General features: G+C 68.8%; 14 protein-coding genes and 3 pseudogenes. 8 read left to right on the forward strand and 9 right to left on the reverse strand.

Annotated elements, in window-relative coordinates:
- The first annotated feature begins 70 nt into the window (after nucleotides 1-70).
- Entirely contained in the window at nucleotides 71-646 is a 576-nt protein-coding gene (locus tag MOV08_RS00755; protein WP_275305748.1) for a hypothetical protein, read from the forward strand.
- A 141-nt stretch (nucleotides 647-787) separates the two neighbouring features.
- Here MOV08_RS00755 and MOV08_RS00760 read toward each other — a convergent pair whose 3' ends face one another.
- Nucleotides 788-1,759 carry a beta-ketoacyl synthase N-terminal-like domain-containing protein gene (locus tag MOV08_RS00760; protein ID WP_275305749.1) on the reverse strand — a complete coding sequence of 324 codons (972 nt, stop codon included), beginning with the start codon at nucleotides 1,757-1,759 and terminating at the stop codon, nucleotides 788-790.
- 464 nt (nucleotides 1,760-2,223) lie between these two features.
- Here MOV08_RS00760 and MOV08_RS00765 point away from each other — a divergent pair, with 464 nt between their 5' ends.
- Nucleotides 2,224-3,867 carry an MFS transporter gene (locus MOV08_RS00765; protein ID WP_275305750.1) on the forward strand — a complete coding sequence of 548 codons (1,644 nt, stop codon included), beginning with the start codon at nucleotides 2,224-2,226 and terminating at the stop codon, nucleotides 3,865-3,867.
- Nucleotides 3,868-4,032: 165 nt separating this feature from the next.
- A protein-coding gene (locus MOV08_RS00770; protein ID WP_420834112.1) for an IS5 family transposase occupies nucleotides 4,033-4,849 on the forward strand; the annotation gives its coding sequence in 2 pieces (ribosomal slippage) (nucleotides 4,033-4,394 and nucleotides 4,393-4,849; 819 coding nt in all).
- Nucleotides 4,850-5,005: 156 nt separating this feature from the next.
- Here the strand turns inward: MOV08_RS00770 and MOV08_RS00775 are convergent.
- The 5 genes and pseudogenes from MOV08_RS00775 to MOV08_RS00795 all read right to left on the reverse strand — a co-directional run bounded on the left by MOV08_RS00775 (nucleotide 5,006) and on the right by MOV08_RS00795 (nucleotide 11,110).
- Nucleotides 5,006-6,399 (reverse strand): annotated as a pseudogene (locus MOV08_RS00775) (IS1380 family transposase).
- Nucleotides 6,400-6,819: 420 nt separating this feature from the next.
- Complete coding sequence (locus tag MOV08_RS00780) at nucleotides 6,820-7,800, reverse strand: helix-turn-helix transcriptional regulator (protein WP_275305751.1); 981 nt, start codon at nucleotides 7,798-7,800, stop codon at nucleotides 6,820-6,822.
- 174 nt (nucleotides 7,801-7,974) lie between these two features.
- The gene (locus MOV08_RS00785; protein WP_275305752.1) at nucleotides 7,975-8,916 is read right to left on the reverse strand and encodes a VOC family protein; all 942 of its coding nucleotides are present in this window, start codon (nucleotides 8,914-8,916) and stop codon (nucleotides 7,975-7,977) included.
- Between the two features lie 162 nt (nucleotides 8,917-9,078).
- Nucleotides 9,079-10,377: an FAD-dependent monooxygenase gene (locus MOV08_RS00790; protein ID WP_275305753.1), complete on the reverse strand. Its 1,299-nt coding sequence runs from the start codon at nucleotides 10,375-10,377 to the stop codon at nucleotides 9,079-9,081.
- Nucleotides 10,378-10,540: 163 nt separating this feature from the next.
- Complete coding sequence (locus tag MOV08_RS00795) at nucleotides 10,541-11,110, reverse strand: TetR/AcrR family transcriptional regulator (protein WP_275305754.1); 570 nt, start codon at nucleotides 11,108-11,110, stop codon at nucleotides 10,541-10,543.
- A 70-nt stretch (nucleotides 11,111-11,180) separates the two neighbouring features.
- On the opposite strand from MOV08_RS00795, the gene MOV08_RS00800 reads away from it, so the two are divergent.
- From MOV08_RS00800 to MOV08_RS00810, 3 genes and pseudogenes are all read left to right on the forward strand, one after another.
- Nucleotides 11,181-12,074, forward strand: a complete 894-nt coding sequence (locus MOV08_RS00800; RefSeq protein WP_275305755.1) for an NADP-dependent oxidoreductase — start codon at nucleotides 11,181-11,183, stop codon at nucleotides 12,072-12,074.
- A 97-nt stretch (nucleotides 12,075-12,171) separates the two neighbouring features.
- A complete protein-coding gene (locus tag MOV08_RS00805; RefSeq protein WP_275305756.1) occupies nucleotides 12,172-13,323 on the forward strand; it encodes an FAD-dependent oxidoreductase in 1,152 nt (383 codons plus the stop codon).
- Nucleotides 13,324-13,374: 51 nt separating this feature from the next.
- Nucleotides 13,375-14,201, forward strand: a pseudogene (locus tag MOV08_RS00810) (NADP-dependent oxidoreductase).
- 104 nt (nucleotides 14,202-14,305) lie between these two features.
- Here the strand turns inward: MOV08_RS00810 and MOV08_RS00815 are convergent.
- From MOV08_RS00815 to MOV08_RS43970, 3 genes and pseudogenes are all read right to left on the reverse strand, one after another.
- Nucleotides 14,306-14,893, reverse strand: coding sequence for a hypothetical protein (locus MOV08_RS00815; RefSeq protein WP_039628683.1), 588 nt, complete (start codon nucleotides 14,891-14,893; stop codon nucleotides 14,306-14,308).
- Complete coding sequence (locus MOV08_RS43965) at nucleotides 14,893-15,912, reverse strand: hypothetical protein (RefSeq protein WP_420834333.1); 1,020 nt, start codon at nucleotides 15,910-15,912, stop codon at nucleotides 14,893-14,895. The genes MOV08_RS00815 and MOV08_RS43965 overlap by 1 nt, the downstream gene beginning before the upstream one ends.
- Before the next feature lie 441 nt (nucleotides 15,913-16,353).
- Nucleotides 16,354-16,500, reverse strand: a pseudogene (locus MOV08_RS43970) (hypothetical protein); the annotation flags it as partial.
- Nucleotides 16,501-16,726: 226 nt separating this feature from the next.
- Here MOV08_RS43970 and MOV08_RS00825 point away from each other — a divergent pair.
- Entirely contained in the window at nucleotides 16,727-17,437 is a 711-nt protein-coding gene (locus MOV08_RS00825; protein WP_275305758.1) for a hypothetical protein, read from the forward strand.
- Between the two features lie 720 nt (nucleotides 17,438-18,157).
- Nucleotides 18,158-18,364 carry a hypothetical protein gene (locus MOV08_RS00830; RefSeq protein ID WP_159030727.1) on the forward strand — a complete coding sequence of 69 codons (207 nt, stop codon included), beginning with the start codon at nucleotides 18,158-18,160 and terminating at the stop codon, nucleotides 18,362-18,364.
- The last annotated feature ends 65 nt before the right edge of the window (nucleotides 18,365-18,429 follow it).

The raw sequence follows: 18,429 nt of genomic DNA on the forward strand, positions 1-18,429 counted from the left end.
TGACCTTCTCGCCTGTTGAACTCTGCCATCGGCGATGGCACCTGGTAACGACGCAACGAGGCAGGACGCCATGACACTGGTCTTCACCCGTCACCCCGACGCCAAGCGCTATGAACTGCGTCCCCGGGGTTCAGCCGCCGTCCACGTGCTTCGCGGCGCCCCGGACGGCCGCCCCCTCCCCCAGGGATACAAGCCGCGCTTCACCCTCGCCGCCGACCGTGCCGGCGCCTCGCCGCTGGCGGTGATCGTCCGCACGGACGGCGGTCGCCTCGCCGTGCTCACACCGGACCACGAGCGGCTGGCCGAACTGCGGCTGCCACCGCGGAAGAAGCGGTGGCGTCCCGCATACGAGATCCTCCTGCCCGACGGCACCGTGCTGCGCGGGCGGGAGGGGACAGTACCCTCGCTGCTCCTGTGTCTGGTGCTGTTGCCGTTGACCCTGCTGTACCTGGTTGCCCTGGCGCTGTCCGACTCCCCCGCAGGCGCGGCCACCGCCCCGCTGCGGACCGCCTGGAAGCGGCCGGGCATGCCCCTGGGCCGGGCGGCTCTGACCGAGTCGGCCCGTGGCCGGTTCCGTGTCGGCGGCGAGGGGCTCGACCATCGCGTGGCCTACGCACAGGCGGTGGCGAAGTACTGGGAGCGCTGACCGGCTGCCGGCGGGGGCGGGACGTCGCCAGTGGCCTGGATCTCGTGGAGGGGGCTTGGCCCTTGCGCAATGCGGGCCGGGTAGGCCCCCCTGCCAGGCCCTGGTCGCCGTCGTCTGGCTCCTGTCGTGGCTGCCTTGGCTTTATGGGCGCGAGCTGGCGCCTGTGCGCAGGACGACCGAGGCGTTGTTTCCCCCGAAGCCGAAGCTGTTGACCGCCACCACCGTGAGGGGCGAGGCGTGTTCCGATACCAGGGGCAGCCGTACCCGGTGGGTGGCTTCGGGGGTGACCAGGCCCGCGGTGGGCGGGATGATGCCGGTGCGCAGGCTCTGGGACGCCGCCGCCAGGCCGACGGCACCGGAGATGTGCAGCAGGTGTCCGATGGCGCCCTTGTGGGAGCTGACGGGCACGTCGCGCAAAGACGCCTGTGCCGCGACCGCCTCGATGGCGCGCAGTTCCGCGGTGTCTCCCTGGGGGGTTCCGGTGGCGTGGGCGTGCACGTGATCGAGGTGGTCCGCCCCGGCGTCCGACATGGCCTCGCGGAGGCAGTCGGCGACCGATGTCTCGTCCGAGGCGACGGACTTGGCCGCCGCGACGCGGGTGCCGCATCCGGCGACGACGAGGTCTGCCGCGAGCCCTCGGGCGCGGGCGCGCTGTGCGGACTCCAGTATCACGGCGCCGCCGCCCTCGCCGAGCGAGATGCCCGCGCGCTCCTTGTCGAAGGGGCGGGCGGCGGCGCGGTCGACGGCGCGTACCACGTCCATGCTGGCGTACTCGTAGTGGTTCAAGGCGGTGGCGCCCGCGACGACGGCCACAGGTGCGGCGCCCTCGCGCAGTGCCTCCCGGGCGAAGGCGATCGCGAACAGCGCCGAGGCGCAGGCGTGTGTGAGGTGGACGGATTTGCCGGGTCGCAGTACGCCGAGGGGGCCGGGGCCGAGGAACTCGCGCTCCTCGGCGTCGAGCGGGGTGGCGGGCTCGTCGGCCGGCAGGGGGGCCTGGCCGACCAGCACGACCAGGGCGTCGTGCGGGACCGCGGGCAGGCGTGCCGCGCGCAGGGCTTCGCCGACGGCGGCCGACCCGCACGAACCACCACTCGCACAAGCCAGCCCACCCACGGACCACCATCCGCACTGACCGGCCCTCTCATGCCCCTCGCAAGGTCAGCTCTACGATGACGAAAACCGGCCACACCACCGAGCGGCCGCGCGGCGTTCACCGACTCCCACCGCACTCGATTCCCGCCGCACAACCCCTCTGGCCCGTCCCCTCGCCACCGGCTACCAGACCGACACCGAACAGTGCCGGACATTACGACAAGCCCCTCAACTGGTGACGCACGGAATGCGTCTACAGCCTCGGGCGGACGGCCATGAGACAAACCCGGCACCTTGAGCCACGGCCTGTCTGTCCACCTGCCCCAGCCCGACATTCACGCAACGCACGGTACGCCAGAGCTACAGCAGGGAAGCAACATGAGCCCCATCGCCAACACTTCCGCCAGGCAAGGCAACACACCGCACCGGAACACCCGCGCCCCCTTCCCAGGCCGGCCGACCCCGCGGAAGAAGGCGATCCAGGCATGAGCGGCCCCACGGACTCGCTCAACGACCCAGCAGGACGGCGGGTGTTATCGGCCGCCATGTTCGCCAGCGCCCCCGCAGAAGTACTCGACTTCCTGCTTCCGCTATGGGCCGGCTCCACACTCAAAGCAGGCGCATCGGCGGTCGGCGCACTGATCGCCGTCGAAGCAGTACTGTCCCTGCTCGTACGCCCCTTGGCGGGGGAACTGTCCGACCGCTTCGACCAGCGACGGGTAGCCGCGGCAGGTGCACTGCTGTACGCCGTGTCGTTCGCGGGATACGCCATGGCTCACACCCTGCCTCTGGCCTTCGCCGCCTCCGCCGTAGGCGGAGCCGGCGGCGCGCTGTTCTGGGTCGGCCTACGCTCCTGGACCGGGCAACGGACCGAGAACCACACCAGCGCCTACGGCAAACTCCTCTCAGCAGAAGGACAAGGCGCCTTCGTCGGCTACCTGGTGGCGTTCTCCCTGCTGGAGCGCGGCGGCTACCCCATCCTGTTCTGGCTGGGCTGCGCAGCTTGCACAGGAGCCGCGCTCGCGCTCCTGACAAACTCCGGCAACCCACACACCACAACCGGAGCCACAGCCAGCACCACCAACGACGGGGTCGAGGGCGGGGGCGGTGGTGTGCGCCGGCCCGGCGCGGCACGGATGCGGTTGCTGCCCCTGATGGTGGTCTCGGCAGTGACGTCCACGGGAGAAGCCGGCCTATGGATGCTCCTCCTACTCCGCCTACAAGGCGACCTAGGACTCTCCCCCAGCGAAATCGCCATGGTCTTCGCACCCGGTTTCGTGGTCTTCATCCTCCTGCCGCAACACGCTCATCGCGTCACAGACCGACTGGGCCGCACCCCGACCATGGTCATCTCCTTCGCCGCCAGCGCACTGTTCGCCCTCGGACTGGGCCTGACGGCCAACCCCGTGACGATCGCTGCTCTATGGGCCGTGGCCGCCGCCTGCTTCGCCGCACAACTCCCCGTGGAACAAGCCACCGTCGCCGCCGTCGACCGCGAACGCATCGGCCGCGGAATGGGACTCTACGAAAGCGCACGACTCTGCGGCGTCGTCGCCGGGCCCGGCCTGATGGGCGTGGCCTACCAAGAACTGGGATGGTTCGCCGCCTGCTCCCTAGCAGCCGGCGCCGCCACACTCGGAGCCATCACAGTGCCCTACGCAATCCGCACCCTGACACTGCCCAAACAGCCAAAACCCGCCGGAGCCCAACCCCCCGGCGCACCCGGAATCCTGCCGGACACCAGCAGCTCGGCACACCCACCCACCGACGCCCTCACCATCGAAAACAATCGCAAAGAAAAAGAAGAGGAACAGGAGCGCAAGCCCATGGTGGACCTGGGGAAGCAAGAACCAGAAACGGCGTCACAGAAGCCGACCCTCACACCACAAGAACACGCCCGCAAAGAACGACGCGACTGGTTGATCCACACCGCCGCGTTCCTCGTGGCCAACGTCGTCCTGTGGGCCCTCAAAGCCAACTGGCTGGTATGGAAAATCACCAACGGTGCCGTACCCGACGAACACCGCGGACCCATGCTCTGGATCAGCCGCGTCTGGCTCACCATCTGGATCATCGACACCCTCTGGTCCTGGTCCTACACCATCTGGCCACGCCAAAAAAAGTCATAGCCCACGACAGCCCTCCCCCAACCCAAAGCGCACTACCACCGGCACCCACCAGCGAGGCACTCGACGTAATAGGACCCACACGAGCGAAGAACCCGAAGGGCTAAGAGGTCCTAACAGAAGTGGTTGATCATGTGACTGCTGGCCTATTTGCTCGTTGGTCTGGTCGTGGGGAAACGTCAGTCGCGGCCGTGGATCGTGTCGGATGAACTGTGGGCGTTGGTCGAGCCGTTGCTGCCCAAGCCGGGGCCGAAGCTGGTTGAGGGGCGGCCGAGGGTGCCGGACCGGCAGGCGTTGTGCGGGATCCTGTTCGTGCTGCACACCGGCATCCAGTGGGAGTACCTGCCGCAGGAGCTGGGCTTTGGTTCGGGTATGACCTGCTGGCGGCGGCTGGCCGCCTGGAATGCCGCCGGGGTGTGGGACCAGCTGCATGTGCTGCTGTTGAAGAAGCTGCGGTCGGCGAAGAAGCTGGACTGGTCCCGGGCGGTGATCGACTCTTCCCATGTGCGGGCGGCCCGTAGGGGCCCAAAGCGGTCCCAGTCCGGTCGATCGCGCACGGCCGGGCAGCAAGCACCACGTCGTCACCGACGCCCAAGGCATCCCGCTCGCGGTGTCGCTGACCGGCGGCAACCGCAACGACGTCACCCAGCTCCTGCCTCTGCTCGACAAGATCCCCCCTGTCGCCGGGGTTGTCGGCCGGCCCCGTCACCGGCCCGACGCACTGCTCGCCGACCGTGGCTACGACCACGACAAGTACCGGCGTCTGCTGTGGCAGCGCGGCATCCGTCCCGTGATCGCGCGGCGAGGCGAGCCACACGGCTCCGGCCTGGGCGTCTTCCGATATGTCGTCGAACGAACCATCGCCTGGCTGCACGGCTTCCGTCGCCTGCGCATCCGATGGGAGCGCCGGGACGACATCCATGAAGCCTTCCTCGGACTCGCTACATGTCTCATCACCTACAGACACGTCCAACGCCTTTGTTAGGACCTCTAAGCCTCGATTCACCGGCCCGGTTCTGACGTGATCATTTCTGTGTTCTCGGGGAGGTGGCTGGTCGGAGGGCATGCGGTACCCGCTGGTCTGCCCAGCTTTTCCACATGGGTTTCGGTCGGGCCTTCGCGGGCGGATGAACAGGGTCGGTCACGCTGTTGGGGGCGCATGGGCGGCAGTGAAAAGTTCGGTGAACGCGTCGCGCCAGCGCCACTGTTCGGGCAGGTGCAGCGTCAGGCGTCGGGCTGACCGTGCCAGGCGGGCGGGAACGTGAATCAGGTGTGCGCGGAGGGTGGCGGTGGTGGCCTTGCTGTGGAAGACGGAGGCCAGTGCTCCGGCGCTTCGTAGCAGGTTGTGGGTGAGGGCCCACAGGGTCAGCCAGGCGGCGTTGGCGTTGAAGTGTCCGGAGGGCAGGTGCGCGAGGGGCCGGCCTTGCCGTCGGCGATGACCTGCTCGATGACCGCGTGGTGGCGGTGCTGCTGTTCGGCCTGGAGGGTTTCGAAGGGGCTGTCGGTGAAGAACGGGTGGTAGCGCCAGGTGGGGAACAGCTCGCCCTGCTCGCCGACGGTGGCAGGTTTGGCCAGGTCACGCACGCGCCGCACGATCAGTCGGGCGGTGACGTGCTCGGCTTTCTTCCGGCCGGTGAAGGCGGTGTAGGCGCCGATCTCGGCGACTTCCGCGTCCGAGATCAGCTCGCCGGTGTCGGGATCGACGACGGCCCTGGGATAGCGGATCGGCTGCCAGGCATCGTCGGGGATGGTGGCGACGGCCCGTTTGATGGACGGGTTCATGCCGCAGGCCAGGGAGAAGTGGGCGCCGGCCCGGCGGCAGGCAGCGACCACATCGGCGTTGTAGAACTGCGAATCGGCCCGCAGGATGCGGATGCCGGTGCAGCCGGCCTCGCCAGCGGTGGCCAGGGCCTCGGTGACCAGCCGCTCGGCGCCGCGGGAGTCGGCCGCCTTGCCCTGCCGCAGTCGGACCGCGGCGATCACCGGCCGCGCTGTCGGGGTGCAGATCGTGGCCAGCAACGGGTGCAGGGTACGTATCCCTTTGAACCGGCCGACCTGGGCGCCCTGCTTGGCGGGGCCGAATACGCGCTTATGGGTGGAGTCGACGTCGATGAAGGCGACTTGGTCGGCGCCGGGCAGCAGCGGGGTGTGCAAGGCCAGGTTCCGCAGGAACTTCCGGTGCACCGCGTGGAGTTGCAGAGCATGGCCGTGGGTGAAGGAGCGCAGGAACGTGCCCAGTGTCGAAGGAGCACGGATCCCCGAGAACGCCGCCGGTATGGCGCCGTGCCGCAGCCGGTCCGCGTCCTCGATGCTGTCCGCTCCCGCGCACATCGCCGCCACCAGCGAGGTCACCTTCGCAACCGGGTTCGCCCCACCGCTGTTGTCCGCGCCGTCGATCCGTACCGTGGCGCGGACCAGCTGTGAAAGCCGTCCCCGCTCGGCAAGACGCATCACCGGGACCAGACCAGCGTCCGCGACCAGATTCCGATCGTCGAACACGGCACAGACCGCCGAAGCGGCATGGGAAGATTGCATCTCGCGGATGTTCTCTCGATCTGTGGACTTGGGACTGTAGGAAGAACCATCATCCCAGGTCAGAGAGCATCCGCGTTCTCATGTCCGGGCTCTGGACCGGCCATTGATCGGTGAATCGAGGCTAAGACACACCCGCAGCACCGGCCGCGGCTGTTCCGTGGGCAATACTGCAATATGGCGGGCAGCCTGCTGGTTATCGGGGGTCTGCGACGCGAAGCCCACAAGCATGGTGCGCAGCTGCGCTGTAGATTCCCCCTGCTCCAGAACCCTGCGATACGCGAGCGCAGCCAGCGACTGGCAAAGGCGCTCCACGGGTGCGGGTTCGGGTTCGGGCTCCGACTTGAGCGCGGTGAGGATGAGTTTGCCGACCAGCGGCGCAGCTTCCCACTCGTTCGGGCTCAGTGCCGGGAAATTCTCCGGTTATCTGCGGGCTGCGGTGTCGGAGGGTAGTTCCGCGAAGCGGGCGCGGTACTCGCCAGCGAAGCGGCCAAGGTGCCAGACGCCCCATCGGTAAGCGATCGTGCCGACGGGGTCAGTGGAGGCGAGGATGTCCTCACGGATCCGGTCCAACCGCAGGTTACGGACGTACGACATGGGCGAAAGGCCGAGCCGACTGCGGAATGCCGAACTGAGGGTCCGCGGGCTGCAACCTGCAGCATCGGCGATGTCGCCAAGGCTGATGCGCTCGGCGATATTCGCCTCGATGAACGCGAGAGCTGCCCGCAACGAGCGCGGAAGACCCAGTTGCGGACCGTCGCGCAACTCGCCGGTGTGCGAGTGCGGCTGAGCCAGCAGCAGGGCGGTGACCAGACAGCGCAACTGGCTGCGCTGCAACTCTACGCGCTGGAACAGAGGGTCCTGCGAGTCCAACAGCTCCAGGAGGGAACAGAGCAGCAACCGCACCGCCTGTCCCTTGGAGTTGGCCACATCGAGAGCGAAATCGAAGCGCACAGCGGACACCGGCAGATGCCCAGTCAGTGCCGCGAATTCCTGATGAACCAAGGCAGCGTCGATCCGCAGGCCCAGGAACCGCGTCCTGCGGCCGGGCAGGGGCCGCAGTTCCTGGGTGTCTCCGGGGTTGGCGACTCCCCCCGTCGCCTGGTCGAGGGTCACCCGCAATCCACCACGCAATGCCGAGATGGCGCCGGAGACACCGATGTTGACGAAGTAGGAGCCGTGGTTACCGCCCCCGGCCGGGGCGACGCGCACATCGAGTGGCGAGACGAAGTAGCCGACCGCGAAGTCATGTGCAGCCACGCCGCGCAGTTCGTGACGGCCGCCACGCAGCTCGTCCAGGGGCGATGCGGCGATCGAACCGCCGAACAGACAGGTGGCGGCGTTGAGCAGGTCAACGGGGTTCTGGGACCTGGTGATGAGGTGGTTGCGCAGCGGCGTCGGCATGATGGTGGGGTTACCTCCCTGGGGTCCATTGTCAGCCATGGCGGTCGGCGGGCGCCGTCGCGGGCGCACAGCCCTCGGGATGACCGCGGAGGTCGTCATCGAGCTGTACGCCGCGGCCTGCTGCTGCGGGCTGCCGACGAGATGGGTGCGCAGGGGTTTCACGGGGCTCTGCGCTCACATCGGTGGGGCCGTGAACAGCCCCGGGTCGACATCGTTGTGGGACTTGGCGGCGATGAACTCGTCCATCTCGTTGGCCGTGCCCCACTGGTCCGCGTTGGTGGGATCGCGCAGGTCGAAGAGGTGAGGGTGCCAGGTGTCCTCGTCCAGGATCTCCAGCTCGGTGGTGTATTCGACGGTGTTGCCGGCCCGGTCGAGGAAGTAGCTGAAGGAGTTGTCACCGGCGCGGTGACGCCCCGGTCCCCACAGCCGCTCGATGCCCAGGCGCTGCATCCGGCCCGTGCCGCGCATGAACTCGTCGATTCCGCGCATCTCGAAGGAGGCGTGGTGGAAGGCCGCGTGCGGCCCGCGCACGATGCCGAAGCTGTGGTGAAAGGTGTTGCACCGCAGAAACCACATGATCTCGCCGCGGTCGCCCAGAGTCATGGTGTCCGAGAGGCGGAACCCCAGGTGCGTGATGTACCAGGCCACCGTGGCTTTTGGTGTGGGAGAGTTCATCAGTACATGGGAGAGGCGCACGGGGACCGGCTCGCGGGCTTCGACCTTGCGGTGCCGGCGGGCGGAGACCTCGGCGGAGACCTCGACCACGCGGCCCTCGTTGTCGAAGAAGCGCACCGCGTAGCCGCCTCCGGGCGTGTCCAGCGTTTTCGGTTCGTGAACCAACTGCACGCCCTGCGAGGTCAGTTGCGTGGTCAGGGTGTCGACGTCGTCGGCGCCGGCGGCACCGAAGGCGATGAGGTCGGTGCGCTTGTGGGCGTCCTCGCGCAGCCGTACCACGTACTGTTCCGGGGAGCCTTTGGCCGCCAGGAACGAGACGCCGGTGTCACCGGCGGTCTCCGTCAGCCCCCATAGCTCGGTGTAGAACCGGCGCTGCTCGGCGAAGTTCGGCATGGCGATATCGATGTGCCGCAGGTGGGTGATCAGACTGCGGTTCCTCATGGTGCACTCCTTGAGTCGCACGGGTCGGTTCGGCCGTTCGGTCAGCCAGTCCAGGACGGTGGGCAGCACGGGCCCCTCGCCCACGTGGCCGGCCGGGGAACATGGCTCTCCTTGTCCGTCGCGCGAACGGCAGGCCCCCGGGACGCCCTTCGCGCCGGATGGTTACGCGGGCTCGGCCATGAGCCGGTGGCAGGAATCGACCAGCCGATACGCCTCGTGGTGGCGCTGCGCCTGCTCCAGGCCGGCGATCGCCACCGAGGTCTCCACGAGCGTTCGGCACCGCTGCGTGCGCCGGCCGACGAACGCCTGGAGCCCCGCGTCGACGGACTCGTGCCGCCCGAGTTCCCGGGCCAAGACGAGCCCGTCCTCGACGGCCAGGGCAGCGCCACTGGCCATCTGCGGTGCGGGCGCATGCGCGGCGTCACCGATCACCACGCCGTTGCCCCGGTTCCAGGCGCCCTCCAGGTGCGCCGTCAGCACCGGACGGCGCACCACCGGTTCCGACACGGATACCAGGGAGCGGATCTCCTCCACCCGGCCGGGGAATGCCTCCAGCAGTTGCTGCAGGCGCGGTGCGAGTTCGGCATCGGGCAGGACGCTCCGCTCCACTCCGTTCTCCGTCAGGAACACGTACGCCTGCCTGGCCGAAAGGGGCACGAGGCCGGCCGTGTCGGCCTTCCCGGCGAACTGATGGATCCCGGTGGCCCACAGCGGGCGGGGCACCAGAGCCCGCCAGACCATCTGCCCGTGAAAGTCGAGCGACGTCTCAAGCCCCAGCAGGTCCCGCGCCGACGAACGGATCCCGTCCGCGCCCACCAGCAGCGCGACCTGCCGAACCGTCCCGTCCGACAACCGCACGCGGACCAGCTCCCCCTCCTGGTCCACCGCGGCAACGGTCACCCCGTGGCGCACCACCACGCCGCACCGCCCGGCTTCCGTGTACAGGATGCGGTGCAGTACGGGGCGCGCGATACCGACCATCGCCGGCCGCCGCGCGCCGATCAGTCGCGGCAACCGGACCTCGCCCGCGGGCTCGCCGTTCACGTCCACGTGCGTGATCGTGCTCATGCCGTAGCCCTCGGCCAGACATGCGTCGGCAAGACCCAGCTCGTCCAGGGCGCGCAGCGAAGGACCGGTCAGGCACAGCCCTCCTGTAGAAGTCGCCTCCAGCGGGCCGACCTCGGCGATCTCCACCTGCCATCCGTCGTGTGCCAGTGCCGTGGCCGCTGTCAGACCAGCCACGCCCGCCCCCACGATCACGGCCGTCCGCGCACCGCGATAGTTGTCCATGTACGCCTCCAGTGCGCCGATTTCTTCGAAACCGTAGGGCGCGTGGGCGCTCGGCCTTATCCGAATCGGGCGGTGGCCATCCGTTGTCGGCAAGCGGTCGTCCAAGAGGAACACCGGAGCCGGACCTGTACCACGTCGTCGGTGCGCAGCCCCGGCCGACAACGCGTCCACGGCGGCACTTCCGCTGCCAACAGCGAGTTCGAGGGGTTTGCCGTCGCCTGCTTGGCCGTGGTCCGCCTCGGCGACGCGGGCTTCGTGTGCCGTCGCGGTGGACGACGCTTTTCAGGCGCCCTCGGCCGCAACCAACCGCGTCTCTGGGACTGCTGACAGTTCGTCAGGCGACTTCCCAGGCCGCCTCGATCATCTGGAAGATCTCGTCCACGGCAGCCTGCGGGTCGGGCGCCTCGCGGGCCAGCGAGAAGGCGACGATCACGAACCTCGCGATCGTCCGGCAGGCCGTTGCGCTCTGTGACAGGTCGGGATCGGCGACGAGGGCCGTGGCCAGCGACTCCGCATGGCGCAGCCGCATCGACTCCTCGTACTCCCGCAGGGCACGTGACTCGTCGATCATCCGGTAGATCGGGGCGGTGCCGTCCGCCGTGCAGTGCCGGACCATGGCCTGGATCTCGTGGCGCAGTGCGGGGATGAGTGGTTCGTGCGGTGCCCGGTTGGTGACCGCCTGGGTGAGGCGTTGTTCGAAGTTGTCGTCCTGCTCGAAGACCAGGGCCTCCTTGGAGGCGAAGTGGGAGAAGAGCGTGGTGACGGCCACGTCGGCCTCGGCGGCCACATCGCGGATGCCCACCGCGTCGTATCCGCGTTCCAGGAAGAGCCGCAGGGCGGTGTCGGCGATCTTCTGGCGGGTCGCGGCCTTCTTGCGTTCACGGCGTCCGGTCGGCACGGTCATGCCACTGACACTACCAAATCCAAAGGAATAACAGTTCCTAAAGAATAACCGTTAGTGTTACGGTCGCTGCATGAAGAGGGTGAGCTTCGCCGAGTTCGGCGGTCCGGACGTTCTGCAACTCATAGACGCCGAGGAGCCCCACGCGGGCCCCGGCCAGATACGCGTCGCCGTGCGGGCGGCGGGTGTGAACCCCGTGGACTGGAGGATCCGTGAAGGCCAGTTCCGAAACGTCCGCCCGATCGCGTTGCCTGCCGGAGTCGGGCAGGACGCCTCCGGGGTCGTGGACGAGGTCGGCGAGGGCGTCGACGGGGTCGCGGTCGGCGACCGCGTCTTCGGGCGGGGCTCGGGCACCTATGCCGAGTTCGCCGTGCTGTCGGCCTGGGCCCGCATGCCTGTGGGCCTGACGTTCGAGGAGGCGGCCGGGTACCCCTCCGTGGTGGAGACCGCGCTGCGCATCATCCGCCAAGTCGACGTGCGGCCCGGGCAGACACTGCTGGTCAGCGGCGCGTCCGGCGGAGTCGGCTCGGCGGTGCTGCAGATCGCCCGCGACCGAGGCATCACGGTGATCGGCACCGCCGGCGCCGCGAACCAGGACTACCTGCGCAGCCTGGGCGCCCTCCCCGCGACGTACGGCGAGGGCTGGGTCGAGCGGGTGCGCCGGCTCGGCCACGTCGACGCGGCTCTCGACCTGGCCGGCTCGGGCGTGATCCGCGAACTCCTGGAACTGACCGGGGACCCGCAAAAGGTGATCTCCATCGCCGATCTCGGCGCACCGGAGCTCGGCGCCCGGTACTCCGGCGTGACCGGGAACGTGCCGGAAGCCCTCGCCGAGGCCACCGACCTCATCTCGCGAGGACAACTCCACATCCCGGTCGAGAAGACGTACCCGCTCACCGAGGCCGCGGCGGCACACATCGACAGCCAGGCCGGTCACACGCGCGGGCGCCGGGTCGTAGTCGTCTGAGCGGTTCCCTGCCTGGTGGCACGGCCCGCCGGGCTGCCTTCCTTCGAGCGGATCCGCCTGGGCCCGCCCGGCAGGTGTCCGACACCCAAGGAGCCCCATGCACACTCCCGTCACGATCATCGGCGCCGGACTCGGCGGCCTCGTCCTGGCCCGCGTCCTGCACCTCCACCGCATCCCGGTCACGGTCTACGAGGCGGACCCCTCCCCGACGGCGCGTTCGCAGGGCGGGATGCTCGACATCCACCACGACAGCGGCCAACCCGCCCTCAAGGCAGCGGACCTGATGGACGAGTTCCGCAACCTCATCCTGGAGGGACGCCAAGCGACACGGCTCCTCGACCGCCACGGCACCGTCCTGTTCGACAAGGCCGACGACGGCACGGGCACCGGCCCCGAGGTACAGCGCGGCGAACTGCGACAGATCCTGCTGGACGCACGCCCCGCCGACACCGTCCGATGGGGCCACAAGGCCACCGGCGTCCGCGCCCTCGCCAAGGGCCGGCACGAGGTGACCTTCGCGGGCGGCACCGCCGTCGTGACGAGCCTGCTGGTCGGCGCGGACGGCGCGTGGTCACGGGTGCGACCGCTGCTCTCCGACGCCACACCCGAATACGTCGGCCGGTCCTTCGTCGAGACCTACCTGCACCACGCCGACACCCGACACCCGGCCACCGCGAAAGCGGTCGGCGACGGGACGCTCGTCGCGCTCGACCCGGACGGGAACGGGAAGTGGCTCGTGGCGCACCGGGAGAGGGGCGGGGCCCTCCACGCCTACATCACACTGGCCAAGCCGCAGGACTGGTTCGCCACCATCGATTTCACCGATGCCGGCGCAGCCGCCGCGCGCATCGCGCAGGAGTACGACGGCTGGGCACCGGAACTCACCGCCCTGATCACCGCCGGCGGGACCGCGCCGGTCCTGCGCCCCCTCCATGCCCTGCCGGTCGGGCACCGCTGGGACCGGGTGCCGGGAGTGACCCTGCTCGGCGACGCCGCCCACCTCTCAACCCCCAACGGCGAAGGCGCCAACCTCGCCATGCAGGACGGCGCCGAACTCGGCAAGACCCTCGCCGCACACCCCGACGACATCGAAACCGCCCTCACCGCGTACGAGCGAGCGCTGTTCCCCCGCGGTGCCGCGGCCGCCGCCGCAGTCGCCAACGACCCCACCCCCCAAGAAACGATCAACTTCTTCACCGACCGAGAACAACCGAGAACAACCGGGAATCTGACAGTGCCGCAGAGGTGAGCGACTGCAAGCTCTCCCGCTGAACGACTTGCCATCTATAGATGGTTGCCTGTGTTTGCCGTGCAATACCACCGCTACGGCGGTTCCGAGGTCCTCTGCATGGAGGAGGTCGAAGAGCCGCACGCGGGGCCAGGTCAGGTCCGCATCGCGGTGCGTGCCAGCGGCGTCACCCCAGCTGACTGGTACCTGCGTTCAGAGATGCTGCGGGACATCGCCACCGTGGACTTCCCCCATATCCCCGGCATGGATGCCGCGGGAATCGTCGACGAGGTGGGAGAGGGGGTGACCGGCACCGCCGTGGGAGATGCAGTCTTCGGCCTCGTCCCCTTCGTGGATCAGGGAGGCGCCGCGGCCCAGTACGCCGTGCTGGAGGCATGGGCACCCAAGCCTCGGTCATGGTCTTTCGAGGAGGCGTCGGCACCCTCACCGCGCAACTCGCCCAGGCCCGTGGCCTCACCGTGATCGGCACCGCGAGCGAAGGCAACCACGGCTTCCTCGACCAGCTCGGCGTCGTACCGGTCACCTACGGGGCGGGGTTGGCCGATCGCCTTGCCCCCCTGGCTCCGCATGGCATCGATGTGGTTCTGGACGCGGCCGGTAAGGGCTCTCTTGCCGAACCGGTGGCCCTCGCCGGCGACCCACACCGCGTGGTGACCATCGCAGACTTCGACGCCGACCGACACGGGGTGCGGTACTCCCGCTCCGAAGCAGGAGAGTCGCCGGGCTGGGCAGGACTGCCACTGGCGGCCGACCTCGCCGACCACGGCCGCCTGGCCGTCCCGCTGCACGCCGTGTTCCCGCTGAAGGAGGCCGCCACAGCTCACGACGTCAGCGCCACCGGCCACGCACGCGGCAAGATCGTCATCACCGTGCCCTGACAGCCGTGGGCCTGGTCGCACTCACCGCCCATCGCCTACCGCCGGGCCGCCGGGTACCACGATGCTCCTGTTCGACACAGCGACAGGAGACCTTGCAGCGGTGGTCAGGCGGCCCAGCCGACGGAGGAGACGTAGGTGTAGGCGTCCCAGTCGGTACCGAGGCCGCCTTGGATGATCTCGTCCCAGATCGCTTCGAGTTCACGGGCGTCGTGCGCGATCCACGCATCGACGGCCCGGTCCCAGATCAGGCCGCGGACGTTGATCGAGCGGGTCTCGACGTCCCGGCGGTGGCGGGGGTCGACCTGTGACTGGTCGGCGGGGTCGATCTCGACGCGGGTGCCGCGGCCACGGTTGGTGAGGCGCCGTTTGAGGTCGGCGACGACGTTGCGGCGCCGCAGGTCCCAGTACGCCACGTCCAGGCGCGCGAGGTTGGCCTTGCTCGGCGTGCGTTCCTCGGCCAACCAGGCCATGAGGGTGCGGGGGCGGACGTGGATGCCGGCGCGGTCCATCGCCTCGTAGCCGGCGTCGGAGGCGGTCAGGTAGCGCAGGCGGGCGGACAGGCCACGCTCGGAGGTGACCGGGGATTCGATGCCGGTCACCATCCGGTCGATGCCTTCGGCGGTGCAGACCCAGCCGGGCAGGGCCCGGGCACCGTAGTGGCCGATCCTGCGCCACCGCGAGTCGAGCGCCATTACCGGGCCACCTGGCCGACGGTGTATTCGCCGGAGGCTTTGGCGTCACCGCGCTTGATCTTCATCTGGGCCAGGCCGCGGCCCTCGGCGAAGACCTGCCGCCAATCGCCGGCCACGTGCAGTTCGTCGGTACCCATCATGGCGATGACCTCCAGACCGGCCTGGTGGGCCTTGTACGCCTTGCCCCACAGGTTGGCGTACGCCTGACTGTGGATGATGTGCATCCAGTCCGGCCGCTGGATCTCGCGATTGTGGATCGACTCCCCCATCGTCGAGATGAACTTCGAGTACATCGCCTTCACATACCCCTCGGTGATCGAGTCGTCCTGGGCCAGGGCCGTGTCGCGGGCTGCGGCCAGGACCTTGCGCAGGGCGTCGAGGAAGTTCTCCGTCGCGCCCGACGTCCACGACTCGTGCACCGTCGGCGCGTCGATCAGACCGTACTTCGGGCCCGACAGGCGCAGCAGCAGGCGCAAGGTGGCATCGGTGATCCACAGCGCGCCGGGTTCTTCGCGGTCGCCGAGGGGGTCGGGCAGGTGCGGGTGGTGCCACGGTGCGGGGGTGATCAGGTGGACACCGGAACGCTTCGCATCGACGCCGTCATCGCCGAGGTGGTGCTCCAACTTCCCGATGGGCAGCCAGCACTTCAAGGCGGAAAGGTAGGCGGCGTTCGCATCGAGGGCGGTGACGCGGATGTCGCCGGGGGCCTTGAGGGAGTAGTGGGGATGGTGGAAGTTGGGGCGGGCCTCCCAGATCTGGTCCGGCTCCCGCTTCGAGGGCTTGTGCAAGATGTCCGGCAACGATGGATACGCCGTGTACTGGTAGCGGGCGGTCGCCCGGGTCTCCTCGAACAGCCGCATCACGTCCGGGATCGCACGCTTGACCAACGCCTGCAACGCGGCATCCGCATCGCCCTCGGCGCGCTCCAGCTCCTCGTGCACGGCGCCGGTGATCAGGGTGTTGGTCTCGGCCTGGGCACGGGCGGAGGACTGGGCCCGACGCTGCGGCCGCGACGGCACCCGCGCAGGAACCGGGGAGAGAACCGGGGAGGGATGTGCGGGTGCGGCCGGTGCCGGAGCTTGCGTGACTGGCGGGGCGATGGCAGCCGACGGCGTCACGAGGGAAGGTTGGCACATCGCACCGGGGTGCAAAGAGCGGCCGTCGGTGGCCTTGAACGGCGTCACCACACCACAGCGGATACACGGTTCCGGCGCGCCCTGGACCACCAGCCCGTCCGGGCGGAAGGCGGTCGCCGGCAGCTCTGCGGCAGAGGGAAGTGCCTGTGGGGTGGTCGGTTCGGCGGGAGCGTACGGTGTACCACTCTCGGCGACAGGGGCAGGGGCCGCGGGCGCAGGGGCGGGGTGGATTTCGGCGAGGCCCTTCAGCAGCTTCAGGTACCTCCCCCGCCCCGGCGGCTGCGGATCCGTCTCGCCCGACTCCCAGTTGGCAACCGTCTGCCGGCCCACCCCGACCGCGGCCGCCACCTGAGCCCGCGACAACCCCGCCGCCTCACGAAGGCGCAGCCGCTCAGCAGGAGACGGCATCCACGCCATCAGCCGAGCCTCTTCCAGCAACGCCTCAACACCATCCAGCCGACCCTCGCTCATACCCCAAAACTACACGATACTAGGCAGCTTCTGGCGCAAGAATAGGCAGTGAATAGCTGCCTGTTTGGCAGCTGGAAGGATCCCGGTCAGGGCCCGGCAAAGGGTGCAGTCGACGGCCTTGAGGTATGAGGTACGGCCGTGGCCCCGGACGTGGTCGAGCCGGTCCGCACCAGGCACTCGGCCGGTACGGGCCGGTGGCCCGGACGAATGTCCGTAGGGTTGCGTCATGAGCATCAACAACTTGGATGAGTTTGCCCACACTTGGGAAGCGATCCGCGAGGACTACGACACACTCTCCAACGACGAGTACGACCAGAGCGTCCTTGACTGTGCCGCACGCCTGGCCGCCGACCCGGCCGGCCAGACGGCCTACGCCTGGACGCTCGGTCTGGTGCTCATGGCTCCCTACCTCGGCTACGCGATCGACGACACCGGCAAGCCCGAAGCCGTCGCCGCACTGCACGCCGCCGACAGCGCACTGCACCACCACCCCTGCGCCCATGACGCCCCGGCGCTGGACCTCGCCGTCGCCACGTCGCAAGACCGGCCCGAATGCCTCTTGGCCGTCCACGCCGTAGCGGCCTACGCCGCGTCCGACATGTGCGAAGCACCATCCGTCCTCAAGGAACTCATCAACGCCCTGGAGAAAACGCTGCCCCACTACGCGGACGCGACGTGTGGGCACACCCAGCACACCGAGCCACCCCGTTGGGCGCCGGATCTCGCCGAACTCGGCATCCAGCTCTCCTCCCCCGGCGGACGCGCCCGCTACGAACGCACCCGCCGGCAGGACGAGGACCCGCCGCTGGAAAACCTTCTCTGCCCAGTCACCCTCGCCCGGATCGCCCAGGACTCGTTGAAGAGCTTGCGTTCACGACACTCCCAACTCATCGCCGACCCAGATGCCGAGGATGCCGCGGGTGCCACGGCTGCCTGAGCCCTGGAGCGGATCACCGACCTCAACACCCGCCTGCACCACGACGAGGCATACGACGGCGAAGACACGTCCGACGAACCGGCGCTCATCCGCCGGAGTGCGGGCCCCATCAGCCGGCTCACTCCTGGAATCGCGCTCCCGGCGGTGACCGAAGGTGCACTTGTCAGCCTTCGAACCGGGAAAGTCGAATACATTTACCCATTCCGCTCGACGTTCCATTGAGAGATGACATGGATCTCGTCGTTACGGCAGGCGTGGGGCGTTGGCGGCTCTGGGTTCGCCTGCCACGCCGGTGGCGAAGAGCCCGTAGTTGCCACCGGCCATCCCGCGCCATTCTTGTTTATGTTTCGTTCATGTTCTGATTCATCCATGTTCTGCTTCTGACAGCTGTCCAGTTCGTCGAACGTGGTGGGCAGAGCCGTCATTGCTGCCACGGCGCCGGCGACTGGAATCCGCAGGTCCTGGTGCTCGGGCTGCGCCCATACGGGCGACGCAGCGGATCCGCAACGGCCTGCGCCTCGTTGACCGGATGTGACCACTCGTAGGACTTTCGCAGCCGTTGGGCTCACCACAGCAGCACTCGCCGCCAGCCTCGCAACTGGCACGCCCGCCTTCGCCGGCGGCGTCGGCGTCATCCTGTCGCCATCGTTCGACAACGACTGCGCCAACCATCACGCAGCCTCACGTGCCAACGCGGACACCAGTCACGGGAGCGGGACCGTGGACGGACTGGTGGCGGCTGCTCCGGCGGACACTCCGCTCAACCACTGTGGCGGGGGTGAACTGCCGCTGTCCCGCGACTGCACCACGTCGGGTGCGCCCAGCGAGCCAGGTTCCATGGTGGGCACCAGTGATCCTTTGCAGAACGTCGCCTGCCTGGTGGCTCGGAACAACCTCGACAACCCGAACGTGAACGTTCTCTCCTAGGGTGCGTCCCGCCGACGGGAACAAGCACCAGCCCCGCTGTGGAAAGCTGGCCGGGCAGGTCGCCA

It is taken from the genome of Streptomyces yunnanensis (genome assembly GCF_029011865.1).
GTDB lineage: Bacteria > Actinomycetota > Actinomycetes > Streptomycetales > Streptomycetaceae > Streptomyces > Streptomyces yunnanensis.

Bases quoted from the DNA above. Each gene is read 5' to 3' on its own strand.
- MOV08_RS00785 (WP_275305752.1), bottom strand. From the start codon at position 8,916: ATGAGGAACCGCAGTCTGATCACCCACCTGCGGCACATCGATATCGCC.
- MOV08_RS00815 (WP_039628683.1), bottom strand. From the start codon at position 14,893: ATGGCGCTCGACTCGCGGTGGCGCAGGATCGGCCACTACGGTGCCCGG.
- MOV08_RS00825 (WP_275305758.1), top strand. From the start codon at position 16,727: ATGAGCATCAACAACTTGGATGAGTTTGCCCACACTTGGGAAGCGATC.
- MOV08_RS00780 (WP_275305751.1), bottom strand. From the start codon at position 7,800: ATGCCGACGCCGCTGCGCAACCACCTCATCACCAGGTCCCAGAACCCC.
- MOV08_RS00800 (WP_275305755.1), top strand. From the start codon at position 11,181: ATGAAGAGGGTGAGCTTCGCCGAGTTCGGCGGTCCGGACGTTCTGCAA.
- MOV08_RS00765 (WP_275305750.1), top strand. From the start codon at position 2,224: ATGAGCGGCCCCACGGACTCGCTCAACGACCCAGCAGGACGGCGGGTG.
- MOV08_RS00795 (WP_275305754.1), bottom strand. From the start codon at position 11,110: ATGACCGTGCCGACCGGACGCCGTGAACGCAAGAAGGCCGCGACCCGC.
- MOV08_RS00805 (WP_275305756.1), top strand. From the start codon at position 12,172: ATGCACACTCCCGTCACGATCATCGGCGCCGGACTCGGCGGCCTCGTC.
- MOV08_RS00755 (WP_275305748.1), top strand. From the start codon at position 71: ATGACACTGGTCTTCACCCGTCACCCCGACGCCAAGCGCTATGAACTG.